The organism is Mesorhizobium huakuii, from assembly GCF_030160235.1.
In the GTDB taxonomy this organism is placed as follows: Bacteria; Pseudomonadota; Alphaproteobacteria; order Rhizobiales; family Rhizobiaceae; genus Mesorhizobium; species Mesorhizobium huakuii.
In genome coordinates this window covers 1-18,371 of sequence record NZ_BSNY01000056.1, presented here as the reverse complement: position 1 = coordinate 18,371, position 18,371 = coordinate 1, and the positions used below count along the sequence as shown (strand labels likewise).

The window sequence follows — 18,371 nt, the reverse complement described above, 5'->3', positions numbered from 1 at the left end:
GCGCCCTTCCCTGACGCCGCGCGTGCCTGCCCCCGAACCGCTGACGAGGCGCGGTTTCGGGGCAGGCGAGTTTCGATGAACGTCCTTGAGAGGCCCCATGCCGCATCTCGTGCTCGACAAGATCTCGATCCACTATGACGGCTACCCCGCCGTCGAGCGTGTGTCGATCGACGTCGCCGGGGATGATTTCGTCGTCCTTGTCGGCCGTTCCGGCTGCGGCAAGACCTCGCTGCTCAATGTCGCCGCCGGCCTGGTCACGCCGGCGCGCGGCAGCGCCACGATCGACGGCCGGCCGATCACGGAGCCTGGCTCGGATCGCGCCGTGGTGTTCCAGAACGATGCGTTGTTTCCCTGGCTGACCGCGCGCGAAAACGTCGCCTTCGCGCTGCGCCTGCGCGGTGTCCGCCCGGCTGAGCGGGCGCGCCGTGCCGACGAGCTTCTGGCGCTGGTCAAGCTCGGCGATGCCGGCGACAAGCGCATCTGGGAGCTTTCCGGCGGCATGCGCCAGCGCGTCGGCCTTGCCCGCGCGCTCGCCGCCGAACCGCAATTCCTGCTGCTCGACGAGCCGCTCGGCGCGCTCGATGCGCTGACGCGCGAGCGCATGCAGACGACCCTGCTCGATCTCTGGAAGGCAAGCCATGCCGGCGTGCTGATGGTCACCCACGGCATCGAGGAAGCGCTGGTGCTCGCCACCCGCATCGTCGTGCTGGCGCCAGGCCCCGGCCGGGTCGTGCGCACCTTCGAGCCGGGTTTCGCCAGGCGCTACGCCGCGGGCGAGACCATCCGCGCGGTCAAGGCCGACCCGGCCTTCGCCAAGGCGCGCGGCGAACTGACCGATGCCATCGTCGAGGGAGAAACGGCATGACCATCTTCTCCTACACCGAGCGCGCCGGCCCCAGGACTGAAGAGGCCGCCGGCCTGTCGGTGCCGTGGTCGCGGCCGAGCCCGAAACGCCGGGGTGTCTCGGCGCGCATGATCAGCGCGGCCACCATCCTGCTGGTGCTGGCGGCGTGGGCGCTGTCGGCCCGCCTGCAACTGGTTTCTCCGGTCTTCCTGCCCTCGCCCGTCGCCGTGTGGAACAAATTCATCGTCGTCGTCAGCGATGGCTTCGTCGACGCGACGCTGCTGCAGCACACCGTCGCAAGCCTGGGCCGGGTGTTCGCCGCGCTGGTCGCGGCCATGCTCGTCGGGGTGCCGGTAGGTCTTGCCATCGGCATCAGCACCATCGGCCGCGGCATCTTCGATCCGCTGCTGGAATTCCTGCGGCCGATCCCGCCGCTCGCCTATCTGCCGCTGGTCATCATCTGGTTCGGCATCGGCGAGCCGTCGAAGATCCTGGTGATCGCCATCGCCATGCTGGCGCCGGTGGCGCTGTCGACCGCATCGGGCGTTCGCGGCGTTTCGCAGGAGCGCATCAACGCGGCGCGCTCGCTCGGCGCGACGAAGCGCCAGGTGGTCCGCCACGTCATCCTGCCCAGCGCGCTGCCCGCGATCCTGACCGGGCTGCGCATCGCGCTTGGTGCCGGCTGGTCGACACTGGTCGCGGCTGAACTGGTGGCGGCGACGCGCGGGCTTGGCTTCATGATCCAGTCGGCGGCGCAGTTCCTGGTCACCGACGTGGTGATCATGGGCATTCTGGTGATCGCCGCCATCGCCTTCGTGCTCGAATTCACCATCCGCCGGATCGAGCGCGCGCTCGTCCCGTGGGCGGGACGGGAATGATCAACCGCAAGCGCAGGAGAATGACGATGACGACCCATTCCACCGCCGTGCTGTTCGCCCATTTCGGCGCCTGGCTGCTCGGCCTTGCCCCCGACGAAAGGGCGGCGAGGCAGGAGCGTTCGCCGGCGCCGGTCCAATTCCCAGCTGGCCGCGACCGCCTGCCGCCGCGCGACGAAAGCTTCTACTGGGCCTGGCAATATTGGTCGCAGTGAGGTCGAAGGAGCTTCGCTCCTGTATCGCCCTAGGACGACGACTTTAGCACTGCGTCAGTTCCGCAGCCGGTAGCCGGTCTTGAAGATCCAGGCGACGATGGCGATGCAGACGGCCAGGAAGACCAGCGTCATGCCCAGGCTGACGCCGACCGAGACGTCGGCCTTGCCGTAGAAACTCCAGCGGAAGCCGCTGATCAGATACACGACCGGATTGAACAGCGTGATCGTCTTCCAGATGCCGGGCAGCATGTGGATCGAATAGAAGCTGCCGCCGAGAAAGGTGAGCGGCGTGACGATCAGCAGCGGCACCAGCTGCAGCTGCTCGAAGCTTTTCGCCCAGATGCCGATGATGAAGCCGAACAGGCTGAATGTCACCGCCGTCAGCACCAGGAAGCCGATCATCCAGAACGGATGTTCGATGTGAAGCGGCACGAACAGCGAGGCGGTGGCGAGGATGATCAGGCCGAGGATGATCGACTTGGTCGCCGCGCCGCCGACATAGGCGATGACGATCTCCAGATAGGAGACCGGCGCCGACAGAAGCTCATAGATCGAGCCGACGAATTTCGGGAAATAGATGGCGAAGGAGGCGTTGGAGATCGACTGCGTCAAGAGCGACAGCATGATCAACCCCGGCACGATGAAGGCGCCGTAGCTGATGCCGTCGATCTCGGTGATGCGCGAGCCGATGGCCGAGCCGAAGACGACGAAGTAGAGCGATGTCGAGATGACCGGCGAGATGATGCTCTGCAGCACGGTGCGGAAGGCACGCGCCATCTCGACCCGGTAGATCGCCCAGACTGCGCGCAGGTTCATGGCTCTCTCCTCACCAGGTTGACGAAGATCTCCTCGAGCGAGCTGTTTTGCGTGTCGATGTCGCGGAACTGGATGCCTGATGCCTCGAGGTCGCGGATCAGCGAGGCGACGCCCGGCCGCTCGGCCTGGTTGTCATAGGTGTAGGTCAATTGCCCGCCATCCGGCGACAGCTCCAGCGCATAGCGCGAGAAGGACTCCGGAATAGCGGTCAGCGGATTGCGCAGCTCCAGCACCAGCCGCTTGCGGCCGAGCTTGCGCATCAGCTCGGCCTTGTTCTCGACCAGGATGATCTCGCCGCGGTTGATGACGCCGACGCGGTCGGCCATCGCTTCGGCTTCCTCGATATAGTGGGTGGTGAGGATGATGGTCACGCCATCCTCGCGCAGCCGGCGCACCATCTCCCACATGTCCTGGCGCAGCTCGACATCGACGCCGGCGGTCGGCTCGTCGAGGAACAGGATGCGCGGCTCGTGCGACAGCGCCTTGGCGATCATCAGCCTGCGCTTCATGCCGCCCGACAGCGTGATCGCCTTGGCGTCCTTCTTGTCCCACAGCGACAGGTCGCGCAGCACCTTCTCGACGAAGCCGTGATTGGCCGGCTTGCCGAACAGGCCGCGGCTGTAGTTGACCGTCGCCCAGACGCTCTCGAAAGCGTCGATGGTCAGTTCCTGCGGCACCAGGCCGATCAGGCTGCGCGCGGCGCGGTAGTCCTTGCTGATGTCGTGACCGTCCACGGTGACGGTGCCGGTCGAGCGGTTGACGATGCCGCAGACGATCGAGATCAGCGTCGTCTTGCCGGCGCCGTTGGGGCCGAGCAGCGCGAAGATCTCGCCGCGCTGGATGTCGAGATTGACTTCCTTGAGCGCGGTGAAGCCGGTGGCGTAGGTCTTGGAGACCCCGGAAATGGACAGAATGGAGGGCATGGCTGGAAAACGACTGCCTGAAAGAGGTCCCCTGATATAGGCCGAATGCCGTCGCGTGCAACCGCAAGTCAATGGCGCTGCTGACAGTTCTGGACAGCCAGTGCCGGGAATGGCTGGAGATGTGGCGCATGAACCGGTAAAATTGTCCTGTGGCGTTCAGCCTCGCGGCAGGACGCCGCTTTGACCTGAACCGGCTTCGGGCCTATCCTTTGCCAGTACTTCCAGCAGCCGGAGCCCGCCATGGACCCGCTCATACTGTCGCGCATCCAGTTCGGCGCGAATATTTCGTTTCATATTCTGTTTCCGACCATCACCATTGCCCTTGGCTGGGTGCTGCTGTTCTTCAAGCTGCGCTACAACGCGACCAACGATTCCGCCTGGATGCGCGCCTATTTCACCTGGGTGAAGGTGTTCGCGCTCTCCTTCGCCATGGGCGTGGTGTCGGGCGTCACCATGAGCTTCCAGTTCGGCACCAACTGGCCGGGCTATATGGAGCATGTCGGCAACATCGCCGGGCCGCTGCTGGCCTATGAGATCCTCACGGCCTTCTTCCTCGAGGCGGCCTTCCTCGGCATCATGCTGTTCGGCTTCCGCCGCGTCTCCAACCGCGTCCACACGCTGGCGACGGTGCTGGTCGCCGGCGGCACCACGCTGTCCGCCTTCTGGATCATAGCGCTGAATTCCTGGATGCAGACGCCGGCCGGCTTCGAGATGATCGACGGCAAGGCGCATGCCGTCGACTGGTGGGCCATCGTCTTCAACCCGTCCATGCCTTACCGGCTGGTCCACATGCTGCTCGCCTCCGGTCTGACGGTATCGTTCCTCGTCGCCGGCCTGTCGGCGCTGCGCTATCTCAACGGCGACCGCTCGGAATCGATGTGGAAGGCGCTGCGCACCGGCGTCTTCACCGCGGCGGTCCTGATCCCCATCCAGATCTTTGCCGGCGACCAGCACGGGCTGAACACGCTGGAGCACCAGCCGCAGAAGATCGCCGCTATGGAGGCCAACTGGAACACCGGCCCCAACGTGCCGCTGGTGCTGTTCGCGCTGCCCGACGAGGCGGCCAAGGAAAACCGGTTCGAGGTCGCCATTCCCGACGGCGCCAGCCTGGTGCTGCGGCACTCGACCAGCGGCGTGGTGCCCGGCCTGAACGACTACCCCGGCAACCATCCGCCGGTCTTTCCGCTGTTCTGGAGTTTCCGCATCATGGTCGGCACCGGCCTGTTGATGCTCGCCGTCTCGTGGTCGGCCGCCTTCTTCCTCAAGCGCCGCCACAGCCTGCCGAAGCCGCTCGCCATGCTGATGGTGCCGATGGCACTGTCGGGCTGGCTGGCGACGCTGGCCGGCTGGTACACCACCGAGATCGGCCGCCAGCCCTGGCTGGTCACCGGCGTGCTGAAGACCGCCGATGCCGTCGGCCCGGTGGCGGGCAGCCATGTCGCGCTGACGCTCGCCGTCTACCTCACCCTCTACGTGCTGCTGCTGATCGCCTATCTCGGCGTGCTGGTGCATCTGGCGCTGAAGGCGGCGAAGGATGGCGATTCATCACCGCTGCCGGGCGTCATGAAAACAGCCATGTCGCAGCCGGCGGCTGGGGAGTAAGAAAAATGACCTTCGACTGGCCTACCGCTCTCCCCCTCATCTTCGCCGGCCTGATGGGCCTCGCCATCCTGATCTATGTCATCCTCGACGGCTTCGACCTCGGCATCGGCATCCTGTTCGCCGCGGCCGAGGACGCGGAACAGGACACGATGATCGCGGCGATCGGTCCGTTCTGGGACGCCAACGAGACCTGGCTGGTGCTCGCCGTCGGCCTGTTGCTGGTCGCCTTTCCCCTGGCGCATGGCGTCATCCTCACCGCGCTCTACATTCCCGTCTTCGTGCTGCTGGTCGGGCTGATCCTGCGCGGCGTCGCCTTCGATTTTCGCGCCAAGGTGCCGAGCGGCAAGAAGCATCGCTGGAACCGCATCTTCTTCCTTGGCTCCGTCATCGCCTCGCTGGCGCAGGGCTATATGCTGGGCGTCTATGTGCTCGGCCTCGATGTCGGCCTGGGCGGCATGGCGTTCGGCGTGCTGGTGGCGTTCTGCCTGGCCGCCGCCTACGCGGCGATGGGGGCCGCCTGGGTGATCTACAAGACCGAGGGCGAGCTGCAGAAGAAGGCGGTGCGCTGGCTGCGCACCGCGCTGGTGCTGACCGCGCTCGGCATGGCCGCGGTGTCGCTGGCCACGCCTTTCGCCAGCCCGCGCATCTTCGACAAATGGTTCGTCTGGCCGCAGATGCTGTATCTCTCGCCGCTGCCGATCCTGTCGGCGCTGTTGTTCCTGTGGCTGTGGCGGCAGACCTTCCATCTGCCCAAGCCCGACGACCGCCATGCGCTGACGCCGTTCCTGACGCTGGCCGCCATCTTCGCGCTCGGCTTTGCCGGCCTTGCCTGGTCGTTCTACCCGTTCGTCGTGCCCGATAAATTGACCATCTGGCAGGCAGCGTCCGCGACCGAAAGCCTGGCCATCATCCTGGCCGGCACGGTGGTGGTGCTGCCGATCATCATCTTCTATTCCTTCTATGCCTACCGGGTGTTCGGCGGCAAGGCGACGGATCTGACCTACGACTGATATGCCGGCCGTTCAAACTGGCCTGCTGCCTTCAGATCAGCCCGCTGGCGCGCGCGGCAGCGGAGGCCTCGCCGCGTGAGACGGCATCCAGCTTGCCGAGCACCGCCGAGACGTGGTGATCGACCGTCTTGGGTGAAATGGCGAGATGCTCGGCTATGCGCTTGTTGGAGAGACCGCGCTCGATCAGCTGCAGCACTTCCATCTGGCGCTCGGTCAGGCCGGCGCTGTTGGCGCGCGTGGCGCGGCGCGGTCCACGCGCGATGCGGATGACGCCGTTTCGCCGCATGATGTCGCGCACATGGCTCGCGACCGGCCGGGCGCCGAGCTGCTCAAGGATCTCCAGCGCCGCCCGCTGTGCCGCCTCATCGCCCTGCGCGAGCGCCAGGGCGCGTTCGTAGGGCGCGTCGAGTTCGGCCCACGCCGTGGCCGCTGCCCGCCAGTCGCCGGCCAGCAGCATCCGGTAGGGCGCGGCCATGCCTGATGTGTCGCCCGGATCCGCACTGGGTGCCAGCATCTGCCGCCAGCCGGCCAGTTCGGCGAAGACCGCCCGGGTCGGCGACATGCCCTCGGCAAGGCCGATCAGCCGCAGCGCCTCGTCCTTGTCCGCCTCCCCAAGCCAGGCCAGTTCGGCCATCACGGCCGCGTAAGGCAACAGCCGCTGCAGTTCGGCGCCCTTCTCCAGAAACCGCTTCATCTCCGCCAGGAGCGGCTCTGCCAAGGGGTCGCCGCGGCGGACCCTCAGCCGCGCCAGCGCTACGAGGGCGGGATAGCGCACCAGCGCCGTCGCCCGGTCGTTGGCAATCACATCCAGCGCCTCGGCGGCCGCGTCATCCCAGCGTCCGTTGCGCACCAACAACTGGGCCCGCACGCCGCGCATGTAATCGCGCCAGGTCGCCAGATCGTTCTCGACGCAATAGTCGATGCCGCGATCGAGGAAGGATTGGGCCTGGCTGTAGCCCAACTGGTTCATCTCGCCACAAGCGCAGTTGGTGAAGGCGCGCGCGGCATGTTCCTGAAAATTCTGCTCCAGCGCGATCTCGAGGCTGCGGGCAAGATGCAGCCTGCTGCTGCTCAGGTCCAGCCACTGTTCGGCGGCACCGACATTGTTGAGAGCATGGCAAACGACTTCCGGCCTGTTCAACCGTTCGGCGAGTTCGATCGCCCTGGCGCCGAGCGACAACGTCTCGTCCAGCCTTTCGGCCAGCATCGCGAGCTGCGAAAGGTTCGAATAGGCCATGGCGAGTTCGGCGCTGGCCGGAACGGTTTCCAGCAGCGCGACCGCCTGTGCGCCGTACATGTCGGCGGCCTGTCGGTCCCCCAGAAGATAGGCCAGGCGCGATAGCCATCGGAGGCTGTCGCCTTCCTTCAGCCTGTTGCCAAGCGCCTGTTGCAACACACGTGCCTGTTCCTGCGCCTTGATGGCCTCGTCTATGCGAGCGATCAAATGGCACTCGAACGCATATTGTTCGTAGAGGCCGGCGCGCTCATCTTGAGGCAAGCTATCGGCCTGACGCAGGGCAACCTCGTAGTAGCCGGCGGCGTCGCGATGGGCGCCGACACGCGACGCCTCCCGAGCCGCGATCGGTGCGAACTCGCGCACCGCCTCCAGATTGTGCGCCTCGACCGCATGGTGGACGAGGCGCGCGGTGGCGACACCACCATTCTCCAGAAGCGCCGACAGCGCACGCTGATTGAACAATCTCCTGGAACTCGTCGTCAGCATCATCTCGATGGCGCGGCGCGCGATTTCGTGCCGGAAGGCGTAGCCGTCACCGAGATCGTCGAGCAGGCCGTTCGACACGCATTCCGCGAGCTGGCCGGCAGCTTCGACGCCGCACAGGCCCTGCAAGGCCCACGCGTCGGCGCGCCTGGGAAAGACCGAAACCGCATCGAGCATCGAGCGGGCGCCGGCCGACAGCCGTTCGGCCCGTGCGACGACGGCATCGCGCACGCTGGCGGGTGGCGTCATCTCATTGTCCGCGCACAAGAGCTCGGTAACGAAGAAGGCATTGCCCGCCGTCGCGCGGTAGATGGCATCGCCATCGCGGCCGGCGGCATTGGCAAGCAACAGCACCGCCGCCTCGCTCAGCAGGGGCACATCGATGCGCGTGACGTTGCCGGCGGGAATTTCGCCGAGCGCACGGCGCACGCGCATCTGCCCCTCACTGCGGTCGGTGCGCGCCGTCAGGGCGAGCAGGATGTGGGTATTGGCGATGCGGCGCCCGAGGAAGCGAACGAAATCCAGTGTCGCGTCGTCGGCCCAGTGCAGGTCCTCGATCACCAGGAGCGTCGGCTGGGTCCTTGCCTCGAAGACTCCCAGCGCGTCGGAAAACAGGGGCAGCCTCTGCCCCTGCCGGGCGTCGATCGCCCGCGGCATCGCCCATTGTGCCTCGCGGGCGAGATCGTAGAGCGGCCCGAGCGGATCGGGGATCGACAAATCCTCGCAGGCGCCGCGGAAGATGCGCGTGCCATCGGCAACGCTGCCAACGAAAGCCTCGACAAGCGCCGACTTGCCGGCGCCTGCCTCGCCGGACAGCGCCACCACGCGGCCGCGGCCATTCGCCGCCTCTGCGAGAAGTCCGTCCAGCTGCTCCAGCTGTGTCTGCCGTTCCAGAAGCATCGTCATAGGCCCAGAAAGGATCATGTTTCGGCGGTTTCCCCTGACGCCCGCCAGCGTCCGGGACCATGACCGACAATGTGATCCTCCACACATTTCGGTGCGACCTCACACATAACGTCGCCATTATAGGGAATCTTCCCACAAAACATGGGGAAAGGCTCCGATGCGCGTCCATGGCGAGCGTGGTCAATGTCCGGCGCGCTCAAATCGAGCGTGAAACCATGGAAAAGGGAAAACCAATATGCCTCGCTATGTGGTTGAACGCACATTTCCCAATGGCCTCAGCGTGCCGATGAACGATGTCGGCGCCGACGCGCTTGGCGGCGTCATCATGCGCAACGCCGAGAAGGGCGTGACCTGGGTGCAGTCCTTCGTCTCGCCGGACAAGAAGCAGAGCTTCTGCATTTATGATGCGCCCTCGCCGGAAGCGATCCGCAGCACCGCCCAGAAAAACGCGCTCCCGGTCGACAAGATCACGGAGGTGCGGGTTCTTGACCCTTACTTTTATCGTTGATCGCGGCAATGCGCATCCAACTGCCCTTCGCGGCGATAGCGGCTTGCCTGACAACGCGTCCAGCGAGGTGTCGGCGGCTTCGGGACCAGTCGGACGAGGCCCTTTACTGGGCCGGCTTGTCCGGCGGCTTGCCACCTTGCTGTTCGCACCATTGCGCTCGAGTCGGCGCGGATTGCCACCGCAGGACGATTATCTGAGACGCGACATCGGCTTGCCGGAGCTCGTGGAGCTGCCGCAGTACTGGGATTTCACCCGGTCGGACAGATAACGCGCCAAGCCCAGCCCCGACTTCGCGGCGGGGGCGGCTGTCCCCCGCGCGCACTCAACAAACCAGGAGAGAATATGAACATTCATGTGTGGACCAGGCACCTCATCAACCTGTCGATCCTGTCGATCGCGGCAACGACGGCGAATGCCAATGGCACCGGCACGCTGGAGGAGAAGGTGCGGGTAGCCGACAGCCGCTTCGAGAATGTGGCGATGGCCACCGCCGAAGGCTATGCACCCATCCCTTGCGCCAGTGGCATCACCGGCGGCGCCATGGGCATTCACTATGTGAACGCGGCCTATCTGAAGGACGATCGGGTCGATCTCGCGAGGCCGGAAGCCGTCATGTACGAGCCGATGGCGGACGGCACGCAAAAGCTGGTGGCGGTCGAGTATATCACCTCGAAAGGGCCGGCTTCGCTGGAGGGACAGCTGTTCAACTTCAACAGCGCGCCCAACCGGTATGGACTGGGGCCCTTCTATGAGCTGCATGTCTGGGCCTGGAAGAAAAACCCGACAGGCACCTTCGCCGACATGAACCCCGACGTGTCGTGCGAAGCGATGAAGATGGGCGACTGACCGGAGCGTGCCGGCACAACGCTCTTTCCTCGCATTGCTTCATCCGCGGAGTGCGGCGATCCCGAGCACCCACCCCGGATCACGGGCTGGGGCGGATGGCATGCCGGTTGGTTCCAGCGGCGCGGGGAGCCTTGGCTCTCCGCGCATTTTCCCCTGGTTCCATGCTGTGCCCGAAAACGCTGCAAGCCATTGGATGTATGGATCAATTGCTCGCCGACAGCACCAGCACCGGCTTCTCGCTGTACAGCGCCGGGAACAGCTGCTTCAGGTTCGCCACCTTGGGCAGGTCGTTGTAGACGATGTAGGGATAGGTCGGGTTCAGCGTCAGGAAATCCTGGTGGTAGTTCTCGGCCGGGTAGAAGGTCTTGCCGGTCTCGATCGTGGTGACGATCGGCGCCGGATAGAGCTTGGCCTTGTCGAGCTGGTCGATATAGCTCTGCGCGATCTTCTTCTGCGTGTCGTTCTCGGCGAAGATCGTCGAGCGGTACTGGGTGCCGGAATCCGGTCCCTGGTAGTTCAGCTGCGTCGGATTGTGGGCGACGGAGAAATAGACCTGCAGCAGCTGGCCGTAGGTCACTTTCGAGGGGTCATAGGTGATCTCGACGGATTCGGCATGGCCGGTGCGGCCGGTGCCGACGGTCTCGTAGACCGCGTCATCCTTGGCGCCGCCTGTATAGCCGGAAACGGCCTTGCTGACGCCCTTGACGTGCTGGAACACGCCCTGCACGCCCCAGAAGCAGCCGCCGGCGAAGATCGCCGTCTCGCTGCCGGGGGCGGCCTTTTCGTCCATTGCCGGCGGCGGGATCACCACCGCGTCCTCGGCCGAGCGCGCCGGGGTCTGCCAGAAGGCGGCGGCCGCCACCGCGGCGAAGCCGAGCACGGCCATCGCGCCGCGGGTAAAGAACGGCCGTGTCTTTTCGATACCGGTCATGTTCTGATCTCCTGTTGTTGTTCCAATATATACGACGCCAGCCGAGAAGCAGTTCTCAATTTGCCGTGCGGGCGGCTCCCGCCGCCGGCACTCTCCCTCATCCGGCCCTTCGGGCCGCCTGTGCCGGAGCGAGACAAGCGGCTCGCCCGGAATTGTCAGCCGAGCGAAGCTGAGGCTGGATGAGGGGCAGCCGAGCTCGCTTACTGCGCCGGCTTCATCGCATCCGTCGCCGGTTTCATGGCGTCGGCGGCAGGCTTCATCGCATCCGCTGCGGGCTTCATCGCATTGGTGGCCATCGGGTCGGCGGGCTTCATCGCGTCGGTCGCGGGCTTCATGGCATCCGCCGGCTTCATCGCATCCGTCGCCGGCTTCATGGCGTCGGTGGCCATCGCATTGGCGGGCTTCATGGCGTTGGTCGCGTCGTCGGCACGGGCGCCGGCGACGAAAACGGCGGCCGAAAGCGCGAAGGCGAGCGCCGGCAGGGTCAGGTACTTGGTCACTAGGAGTCTCCTTGGGTTTTGGCGCGCGCAAGCGGGCCGGATGATGCGTTGCCGCTGCATGCGGCCGCGCGAAAAGAAAGAAAAATCAGTTGGTGGCGGCGGCCAGGATCGGCCCGCCGCCGGGTGATTGCACCAGCACGGCGGTGCTCAGGCCGCCCGGGGCGGCGGGCAGCGCATAGGAAGTGGCGTTGCCGGTCCAGTTGCCGAGTTTTTCCAGCGCGTGCACGACATTGGCATGCGGCAGCGTGCGGCCGGTGTTTTCGCCGCGCGCCACCGGCACCTGCACGACGCCCTTGGTGTAGCGCACCAGCCAGACATCGGCCTTGCCGCCCGGCGCGGCACCTGCGCCGACGGCGACCTTGCCGCCCTCGAGCGACAGCGAGGGCCCGCCGGTCTTGCCGGTTGCTGAAATCAGCCGTTCGATCTCGCCCGGCGCGGCGCCGACGACATCGGCATGGCCGTTGATCACCACTTGCGGCGTAAACGGCCCGTCATGGCCGAGCGGCGGCTCGTAGGAAACCTGGCGCTGGGTGAATTCCTGTTTGCCGAACGTGTCCTTCCAGCCGAGATAATCCCAGTAGGTGACGTTGAAGGACAGCGCCAGCACGCCGGGCCGGTCCTTGACCTTGATCAGATTGGCATTGGCCGGCGGGCAGGACGAGCAGCCCTGGCTGGTGAACAGCTCGACCACGCTGAGCGGCTGCGCGGCGGCGGCGCCAAGCGAGGCGGCGAACGCCAGCGCCCCCAGGCTGGACACGGCAAGCAACTTTCTGGCGGGTGATCTCGGCATGGGCGGGCTCCGTTGGGGGCGGCGCTGAGACGCGCCGGTCATTCCCCCACTTCGCCGCCATCTGCCGCTTCGTTACAGCGCTCACCGGTTTGTGATCATGGCGCGGGTCTTCCTTCTCCCCTTGCGGGAGAAGGTGGATCGGCGCGTTAGCGCCGAGACGGATGAGGGGTGCTCCAGCGGAGTGAGGCGTTGGCGTTCCCTGGAACACCCCTCATCCGTCGCCTTCGGCGACACCTTCTCCCGCAAGGGGAGAAGGGAAGATGGAGCTACTACCGCCTAGGCGAGTGGCCCGAACCGCCACAGCGAGGTGTAGTGCATAATCGGCCGCTCGAACCTCGCGCCCGCGGCGACAAATCGCTTTCCCGCATCCAGCATGGGCTGGAAGGTATCGAGTTGCCTGGCGTGCTCCAGCGTGTCCCACACACTGGTGTTGATCAGCGACGATGTCGCCTCGTCGGCGCCGGCGTCGAAGACGAGCAGCCCTGGCAGCGCCTCTATGCCCGGCCGAAGCTCCGCCTCGACGTCCACCATCATCTCTCGCAACGAGGCAAATTTCTCTGCATCGCAGCGCAGGATGGACACGCGCAGCACGGAATCAGGCATCGGCTTCTTCTCCGGGAGTTGACGTACCCCAAGCTAGGCCACGCCGACCCGGGCCGCCAATACCGTGCCCGATCAAGATTGAGTGCGCGTCGAGGGTGCCTTCCTTCTCCCCTTGCGGGAGAAGGTGGATCGCCGCGAAGCGGCGAGACGGATGAGGGGTGTTCCAGCGGAGTGCGGCGTCGGCGTTCCCTGGAGCACCCCTCATCCGACCTCGCTTCGCGAGGCCACCTTCCCCCACAAGGGGGGAAGGAAGAGCGCTCCTATCGCCAGGGCTGCAGACTGGTGTCCCGCACATAGGCGATGATGGTGTCGCAGACGGCGTTCATGTCTCTCAGGACATCGTCATTCCAGAAACGCAGAACCCGAAAGCCCTTGGCCTCCAGCTCGGCCTTGCATGCTGGCTGCCGTCGATCTCGATGATCAGCCGAGCTTCGGGGCAGACGAAATCGGCGACGTATTTTCCGATAGGCGCCTGGCGCCGGAATTTTATCCGTCGAGCCTGCGGTCGCGCAGCTCCTGCCAGAGCTTGCCTTCCAATTCCGTCATCTCGCGCCGGAGCGAACGGGCAAACTTACGCTTGGCTTGGGTGACGGCTTGATGCGGCATGGCGCCAGATTAGCCGGACACAGCGCTCCATCCAGCACCCCGTCTCGCCGCTACGCGCCGATCCTTCTGGCCCACAAGGGGGAAGGAAAGGCGGCGCCTCCCTACTGCGTCAGCGCCGTCAGCGACGGACGCTGGTTGAAGTCGCACTTGCCGGTGACGTTGTAGAAGAAGTCGGCATTGGAGGGCGCCGCCGGCACCGTGGTTCCGCCGTCTTCCCATGCCTGATAGCTCGTCTGGCCGCATGGCACGATGGAGAAGATGTCGACGGTCTGGCCGGTGGTGGTCTCGACCAGTTTGTTGGCGGCTGCTCCGCTGTAGAGCCGGTTGGAGGTGGCCGGGTCGTTCGAATAGAGGTTTTGCGGGTTGCCCGACGGCACGTTCATTTGCAGATACAGACCGCCCATCTGGCTGACGTCGATCGCCGCGCCGGCGCTGTTGGCCGGATACATCGTATCGACGCAGTAATAGTTCGTGCCAAACGAATCCTGCTGGAGCGTCACCCCGTTGGGCGGGTTGTTGCCGACGGAGCAGACCTGTTTCTGGACCATCGTGGTGACGGTCTGGCCGCTTGAATTGGTGGTGATGGCGTTGACGATGGTGGTGCCGTAGCCCTTGGGATCCTTGGTGTTGCCATAGGTATAGGCGATCGTCATCAGCGGCTTGGCCACCGTGGCGCCGAATTGCGTCCCGTAGAGCGTCATCGTCTTGCTCCACCAGCCCGAGACCCCGCTGACCTTGAACGTCGCCTGCACCAGGCCCGGCGCCTTGTGGACGCCCGAGGTGACCGCGACCGGCACGGTGTTGATCCGGGCGATGGTCATGAAATCGGTCGGCATGGCATAGCTCGCCGAGGTCTGCGCGGTGACGCTGCCGTCGGCGGCGACATTGTAGTTCACCAGCGTCGTGGTGCCCTCGCCATTGTTGGCGGTGAAATTGTCCTGCAGCGCCTGCTGGCGGGCCGACAGCGTCGTGGCCGGCGGCAGCGTGGTGATGGCCAGCGTCGCGGCATCCAGCGCTTCCTGCATGTTGGAGCGGGTCTGGACGGCATCGGTGTAGTCGACCGAGAAGCCGACGGCGGTGATCAAGGGCACCAGGCTCAGGAAAAACAGCGGCATCATCGAGCCGCTGCGCGAACGGGCGAACCCGCCTGCAACTTTCAGCATTTTTCTACCCCCGCGGACATTAGTGACCACGCAGATACCACGCAGCCTGCAAACCAAGGTCTAATGCGATCGATAAAAATTTAAGCATCCACGGCCGCCGCGCCGGTATTTGGCGCGGCTCACCGCTTTGTGATCGAAGGCGCCGCCCTTGCGCCGCAAGCCTTGCCGCCGCAGGCCACCCCTGCTAAAGCGCGCGACATGAGCACGCCCCTCGACCACATCCGCAATTTCTCCATCGTCGCCCATATCGACCATGGCAAGTCCACGCTCGCCGACCGCCTGATCCAGTCCACCGGCGGGCTGGAGCTGCGCGACATGAAGGAGCAGGTGCTGGACTCGATGGACATCGAGCGCGAGCGCGGCATCACCATCAAGGCGCAGACGGTGCGGCTGAAATACCGCGCCAACAATGGCGAGGACTATATCCTCAACCTCATCGACACGCCCGGACATGTCGACTTCGCCTATGAAGTGTCGCGTTCGCTGGCCGCCTGCGAGGGCTCGCTGCTGGTGGTCGACGCCTCCCAGGGCGTCGAGGCGCAGACGCTCGCCAATGTCTACCAGGCCATCGACAACAACCACGAGATCGTCGTGGTGCTCAACAAGGTCGACCTGCCGGCCGCCGAGCCCGAGCGCATCCGCGAGCAGGTCGAGGAGGTGATCGGCATCGACGCTTCCGGCGCCGTGCTGATCTCGGCCAAGACCGGCCTTGGCATTCCCGACGTGCTGGAAGCCATCGTCCACCAATTGCCGCCGCCGCGCGAGGGCGATGCGACCGCACCCTTGAAGGCCATGCTGGTCGACAGCTGGTACGACGCCTATCTCGGCGTCATCGTGCTGGTGCGCATCATCGACGGCGTGCTGAAGAAGGGCCAGACCATCCGCATGATGGGCACCGGCGCCAAATACCTGGTCGAGCGCACCGGCGTGTTCACGCCCGCCCGCATCAATGTCGATGAGCTTGGCCCCGGCGAGTTCGGCTTCTTCACCGGCTCGATCAAGGAAGTGGCCGACACCCGCGTCGGCGACACCATCACCGAGGACAAGCGCCCCACCGCGCAGGCCCTGCCCGGCTTCAAGCCGGCGCAGCCGGTGGTGTTCTGCGGCCTGTTCCCGGTCGACGCCGCCGATTTCGAGGACCTGCGCGCCGCCGTCGGCAAATTGCGGCTCAACGATGCGTCCTTTTCCTATGAAATGGAAACCTCCGCCGCGCTCGGCTTCGGCTATCGCTGCGGCTTCCTTGGCCTGCTGCATCTGGAAATCATCCAGGAGCGGCTGGAGCGCGAGTTCAACCTCGACCTGATCGCCACCGCGCCATCCGTCGTCTACCGGCTGCTGCTCAATGACGGTTCGGTGAAGGAACTGCACAACCCGGCCGACATGCCCGACGTGGTGAAGATATCCGCCATCGAGGAGCCGTGGATCCGCGCCACCATCCTCACCCCCGACGACTATCTCGGCGGCATCCTGAAGCTCTGCCAGGACCGGCGCGGCATCCAGGCCGACCTGTCCTATGTCGGCAAGCGCGCCATGCTGACCTACGATTTGCCGCTCAACGAAGTCGTCTTCGACTTCTATGACCGGCTGAAGTCGATCTCCAAGGGCTATGCCTCGTTCGACTATCACCTGACCGACTATCGCGAGGGCGACCTGGTGAAGATGTCGATCCTGGTCAATGAAGAGCCGGTCGACGCGCTCTCCATGCTGGTCCACCGCACGGCGGCGGAAAAGCGCGGCCGGCAGATGTGCGAGAAGCTGAAGGAGCTGATCCCGCACCACCTGTTCAAGATCCCGATCCAGGCGGCAATAGGCGGCAAGGTCATCGCCCGCGAAACCATCTCCGCCCTGCGCAAGGACGTGACCGCGAAGTGCTATGGCGGCGACGTCTCGCGCAAACGCAAGCTGCTGGACAAGCAGAAAGAAGGCAAGAAGCGGATGCGGCAGTTCGGCAAGGTGGATATCCCGCAGGAGGCGTTTATCCAGGCGCTGAAGATGGGCGATTGATTCCTATTCCTTGATGAAACTCAGGATGGTCTCCGTTCTCATGCGTTTAGAAAGAGCACCATTAGATAGGGGGAGATAACGATTTCGAGCGGGAAGCTCTCGATCGAACCGCTCCAGCTCTCTTAGACCCGAATAAGTTGCTGCGCACGCGACGCTATTGGCGTTGCTAATGAAGACGCCCTTTAGGCACGAATTGCCGACGACAAACGTCGCCATCGAACCCGGTCGAAGAACCCTCGTGGTCTCGGCCGTCATACCGATTAGATCGACGACGTAGCGGTCAATCATGCGATCATAACTTGATGGAAGCGCTCCCACGTCTCCAGCTGCCTTTTTGATTTCCACGAACGCGCGATCTTCCAAGGGAATTTTAAGACCACGCTCTGTGCCAATACTTTCCGCTCGGATGGTTCGTATCTCCGAGCATGTCAGTCCAAACCAAACTAGAGCAAGGCGATGGCCGCGTAGGTAGTCGATAGCGTTCAAATAGGGAGGGGAAGTAAGCACCGCATCAACGGAAGAATCATCGATATCTGTGAGACTTCGTGCATCGCCTAAATGGACAGTGGCATTTCCTGGCGGAGGAAAGTCCTGCAGCTTCTTCCTAAGTATACGGTACGATCGCTCAAAACCTACAAAAACATCATAGTCAGAATTTTCAGATACTTTGTGCGGTCGGCTATGTGATGTATCTCTGGCAAGTGAAGCGCACATTTCCTTTGTTATTATTATTCTGCTCAGGCTTACACGAAGAACGTTCAACTCGGCACAACTACCTGCGTCACTCTGTTCCGTGTCAATCGATTGAAAGACGTATGCGATCGCCCTAAGCGCCTTCCGCTGCCTGATATCAAACCAGTATTCCGTAAACCGCGCAGTCTCAGGGTCCAGGTCAATCCAAGGCAACACAATCTCTTCAGGCACAAGCGCCTTCGCTTCGCGAAGCGTTCGTTCGAAAAGGCTGTCCAACTTGACGAGATCAACGGGGGTTGTCCAAACGCCGGCTATCAGAACCGCCAATGGGTCAACATCGAATCCTATCGCCTGCAACCCAAGATCAGTGGCTTGCCGAAGGACGGTGCCCGAGCCGGCCATTGGATCCAACACGATACTATTGGGTTCTAAAGTTTGAAGGCTGGCTAGAGCCAGTTCCGGAGCCATTCTGGCGGGGAAAGGATGGATAGTTTTATTCACTTTGCCGCGCTCTCATGATCGGACGTTGCAGACAGTTCGGATAGCAACGCGCTTACGCCATTTGATTTGGCAAACTGAAGCGGCGATTCGTTTCCGAAAACGCGATACATGGTCCTTGGGGCGCGATCAACTCGCAGAGACGCGATGCCACCGGGCCGAGAAGCTGTGATGCTGGCGAATTCAGCCAGGGTGATGCCCACTACGCCGTCTAAACCACAAACCAAAATGATCCATACCGAAGCGAACCGAGTTCTCAAACCCGACTTAAACACCGCCTGTGAGAATATGTCATTAAGTCAGCATGTTAGGCGCGCG

17 protein-coding genes and 1 pseudogene are annotated in these 18,371 nt (G+C 64.2%); 8 read left to right on the top strand and 10 right to left on the bottom strand.

Annotation, left to right across the window (positions count from 1 at the left end):
- The first annotated feature begins 97 nt into the window (after positions 1 to 97).
- The 3 genes from QQK95_RS30015 to QQK95_RS30005 are packed head-to-tail and all read left to right on the top strand — an operon-like array spanning position 98 to position 1,934.
- Positions 98 to 865 (top strand): taurine ABC transporter ATP-binding protein, encoded by a 768-nt coding sequence (locus QQK95_RS30015; protein ID WP_284278042.1) that lies wholly within the window; start codon positions 98 to 100, stop codon positions 863 to 865.
- Positions 862 to 1,722, top strand: a complete 861-nt coding sequence (locus QQK95_RS30010) for an ABC transporter permease subunit (protein ID WP_284278041.1) — start codon at positions 862 to 864, stop codon at positions 1,720 to 1,722. Before QQK95_RS30015 ends, QQK95_RS30010 begins: the two co-directional genes overlap by 4 nt.
- 20 nt (positions 1,723 to 1,742) lie before the next feature.
- On the top strand, positions 1,743 to 1,934 hold the full coding sequence (locus QQK95_RS30005) for a hypothetical protein (protein WP_284278040.1): 192 nt from the start codon (positions 1,743 to 1,745) through the stop codon (positions 1,932 to 1,934).
- 54 nt (positions 1,935 to 1,988) lie between these two features.
- Here the strand turns inward: QQK95_RS30005 and QQK95_RS30000 are convergent, their stop codons facing one another.
- Entirely contained in the window at positions 1,989 to 2,750 is a 762-nt protein-coding gene (locus tag QQK95_RS30000) for an ABC transporter permease (RefSeq protein WP_284278039.1), read from the bottom strand.
- Entirely contained in the window at positions 2,747 to 3,673 is a 927-nt protein-coding gene (locus QQK95_RS29995; protein ID WP_284278038.1) for an ABC transporter ATP-binding protein, read from the bottom strand. Before QQK95_RS29995 ends, QQK95_RS30000 begins: the two co-directional genes overlap by 4 nt.
- A 240-nt stretch (positions 3,674 to 3,913) precedes the next feature.
- Between QQK95_RS29995 and QQK95_RS29990 the strand changes: the two genes are divergently transcribed.
- Both QQK95_RS29990 and QQK95_RS29985 read left to right on the top strand, forming a co-directional pair.
- Positions 3,914 to 5,275, top strand: coding sequence for a cytochrome ubiquinol oxidase subunit I (locus QQK95_RS29990; RefSeq protein ID WP_284278036.1), 1,362 nt, complete (start codon positions 3,914 to 3,916; stop codon positions 5,273 to 5,275).
- A 5-nt stretch (positions 5,276 to 5,280) separates the two neighbouring features.
- Entirely contained in the window at positions 5,281 to 6,285 is a 1,005-nt protein-coding gene (locus QQK95_RS29985; protein WP_284278034.1) for a cytochrome d ubiquinol oxidase subunit II, read from the top strand.
- A 31-nt stretch (positions 6,286 to 6,316) separates the two neighbouring features.
- Here QQK95_RS29985 and QQK95_RS29980 read toward each other — a convergent pair whose 3' ends face one another.
- Positions 6,317 to 8,905, bottom strand: a complete 2,589-nt coding sequence (locus QQK95_RS29980) for an ATP-binding protein (RefSeq protein ID WP_284278032.1) — start codon at positions 8,903 to 8,905, stop codon at positions 6,317 to 6,319.
- 241 nt (positions 8,906 to 9,146) lie between these two features.
- Between QQK95_RS29980 and QQK95_RS29975 the strand changes: the two genes are divergently transcribed.
- A complete protein-coding gene (locus QQK95_RS29975; protein WP_172221775.1) occupies positions 9,147 to 9,419 on the top strand; it encodes a DUF4242 domain-containing protein in 273 nt (90 codons plus the stop codon).
- 342 nt (positions 9,420 to 9,761) lie between these two features.
- Positions 9,762 to 10,265 carry a hypothetical protein gene (locus QQK95_RS29970; RefSeq protein ID WP_284278030.1) on the top strand — a complete coding sequence of 168 codons (504 nt, stop codon included), beginning with the start codon at positions 9,762 to 9,764 and terminating at the stop codon, positions 10,263 to 10,265.
- Between the two features lie 202 nt (positions 10,266 to 10,467).
- On the opposite strand, the gene msrA is transcribed toward QQK95_RS29970, so the two are convergent.
- The 6 genes and pseudogenes from msrA to QQK95_RS29940 all read right to left on the bottom strand — a co-directional run bounded on the left by msrA (position 10,468) and on the right by QQK95_RS29940 (position 14,858).
- Positions 10,468 to 11,196, bottom strand: coding sequence for a peptide-methionine (S)-S-oxide reductase MsrA (gene msrA / locus QQK95_RS29965; RefSeq protein WP_409371719.1), 729 nt, complete (start codon positions 11,194 to 11,196; stop codon positions 10,468 to 10,470).
- A gap of 200 nt (positions 11,197 to 11,396) precedes the next feature.
- The gene (locus QQK95_RS29960) at positions 11,397 to 11,696 is read right to left on the bottom strand and encodes a hypothetical protein (protein ID WP_284278029.1); all 300 of its coding nucleotides are present in this window, start codon (positions 11,694 to 11,696) and stop codon (positions 11,397 to 11,399) included.
- Positions 11,697 to 11,781: 85 nt separating this feature from the next.
- A complete protein-coding gene (locus QQK95_RS29955; RefSeq protein WP_284278028.1) occupies positions 11,782 to 12,486 on the bottom strand; it encodes a DUF1223 domain-containing protein in 705 nt (234 codons plus the stop codon).
- Positions 12,487 to 12,762: 276 nt separating this feature from the next.
- On the bottom strand, positions 12,763 to 13,089 hold the full coding sequence (locus QQK95_RS29950; protein WP_284278027.1) for a hypothetical protein: 327 nt from the start codon (positions 13,087 to 13,089) through the stop codon (positions 12,763 to 12,765).
- A 260-nt stretch (positions 13,090 to 13,349) separates the two neighbouring features.
- A pseudogene (locus QQK95_RS29945) lies at positions 13,350 to 13,695 on the bottom strand (endonuclease domain-containing protein).
- A gap of 101 nt (positions 13,696 to 13,796) precedes the next feature.
- Positions 13,797 to 14,858 carry a TadE/TadG family type IV pilus assembly protein gene (locus tag QQK95_RS29940; RefSeq protein WP_284278025.1) on the bottom strand — a complete coding sequence of 354 codons (1,062 nt, stop codon included), beginning with the start codon at positions 14,856 to 14,858 and terminating at the stop codon, positions 13,797 to 13,799.
- 198 nt (positions 14,859 to 15,056) lie between these two features.
- Between QQK95_RS29940 and lepA the strand changes: the two genes are divergently transcribed.
- Entirely contained in the window at positions 15,057 to 16,862 is a 1,806-nt protein-coding gene (gene lepA / locus QQK95_RS29935) for a translation elongation factor 4 (RefSeq protein ID WP_010912511.1), read from the top strand.
- 3 nt (positions 16,863 to 16,865) lie between these two features.
- Here the strand turns inward: lepA and QQK95_RS29930 are convergent, their stop codons facing one another.
- Positions 16,866 to 18,056: a DNA methyltransferase gene (locus QQK95_RS29930; protein WP_284278024.1), complete on the bottom strand. Its 1,191-nt coding sequence runs from the start codon at positions 18,054 to 18,056 to the stop codon at positions 16,866 to 16,868.
- Between the last annotated feature and the right edge of the window lie 315 nt (positions 18,057 to 18,371).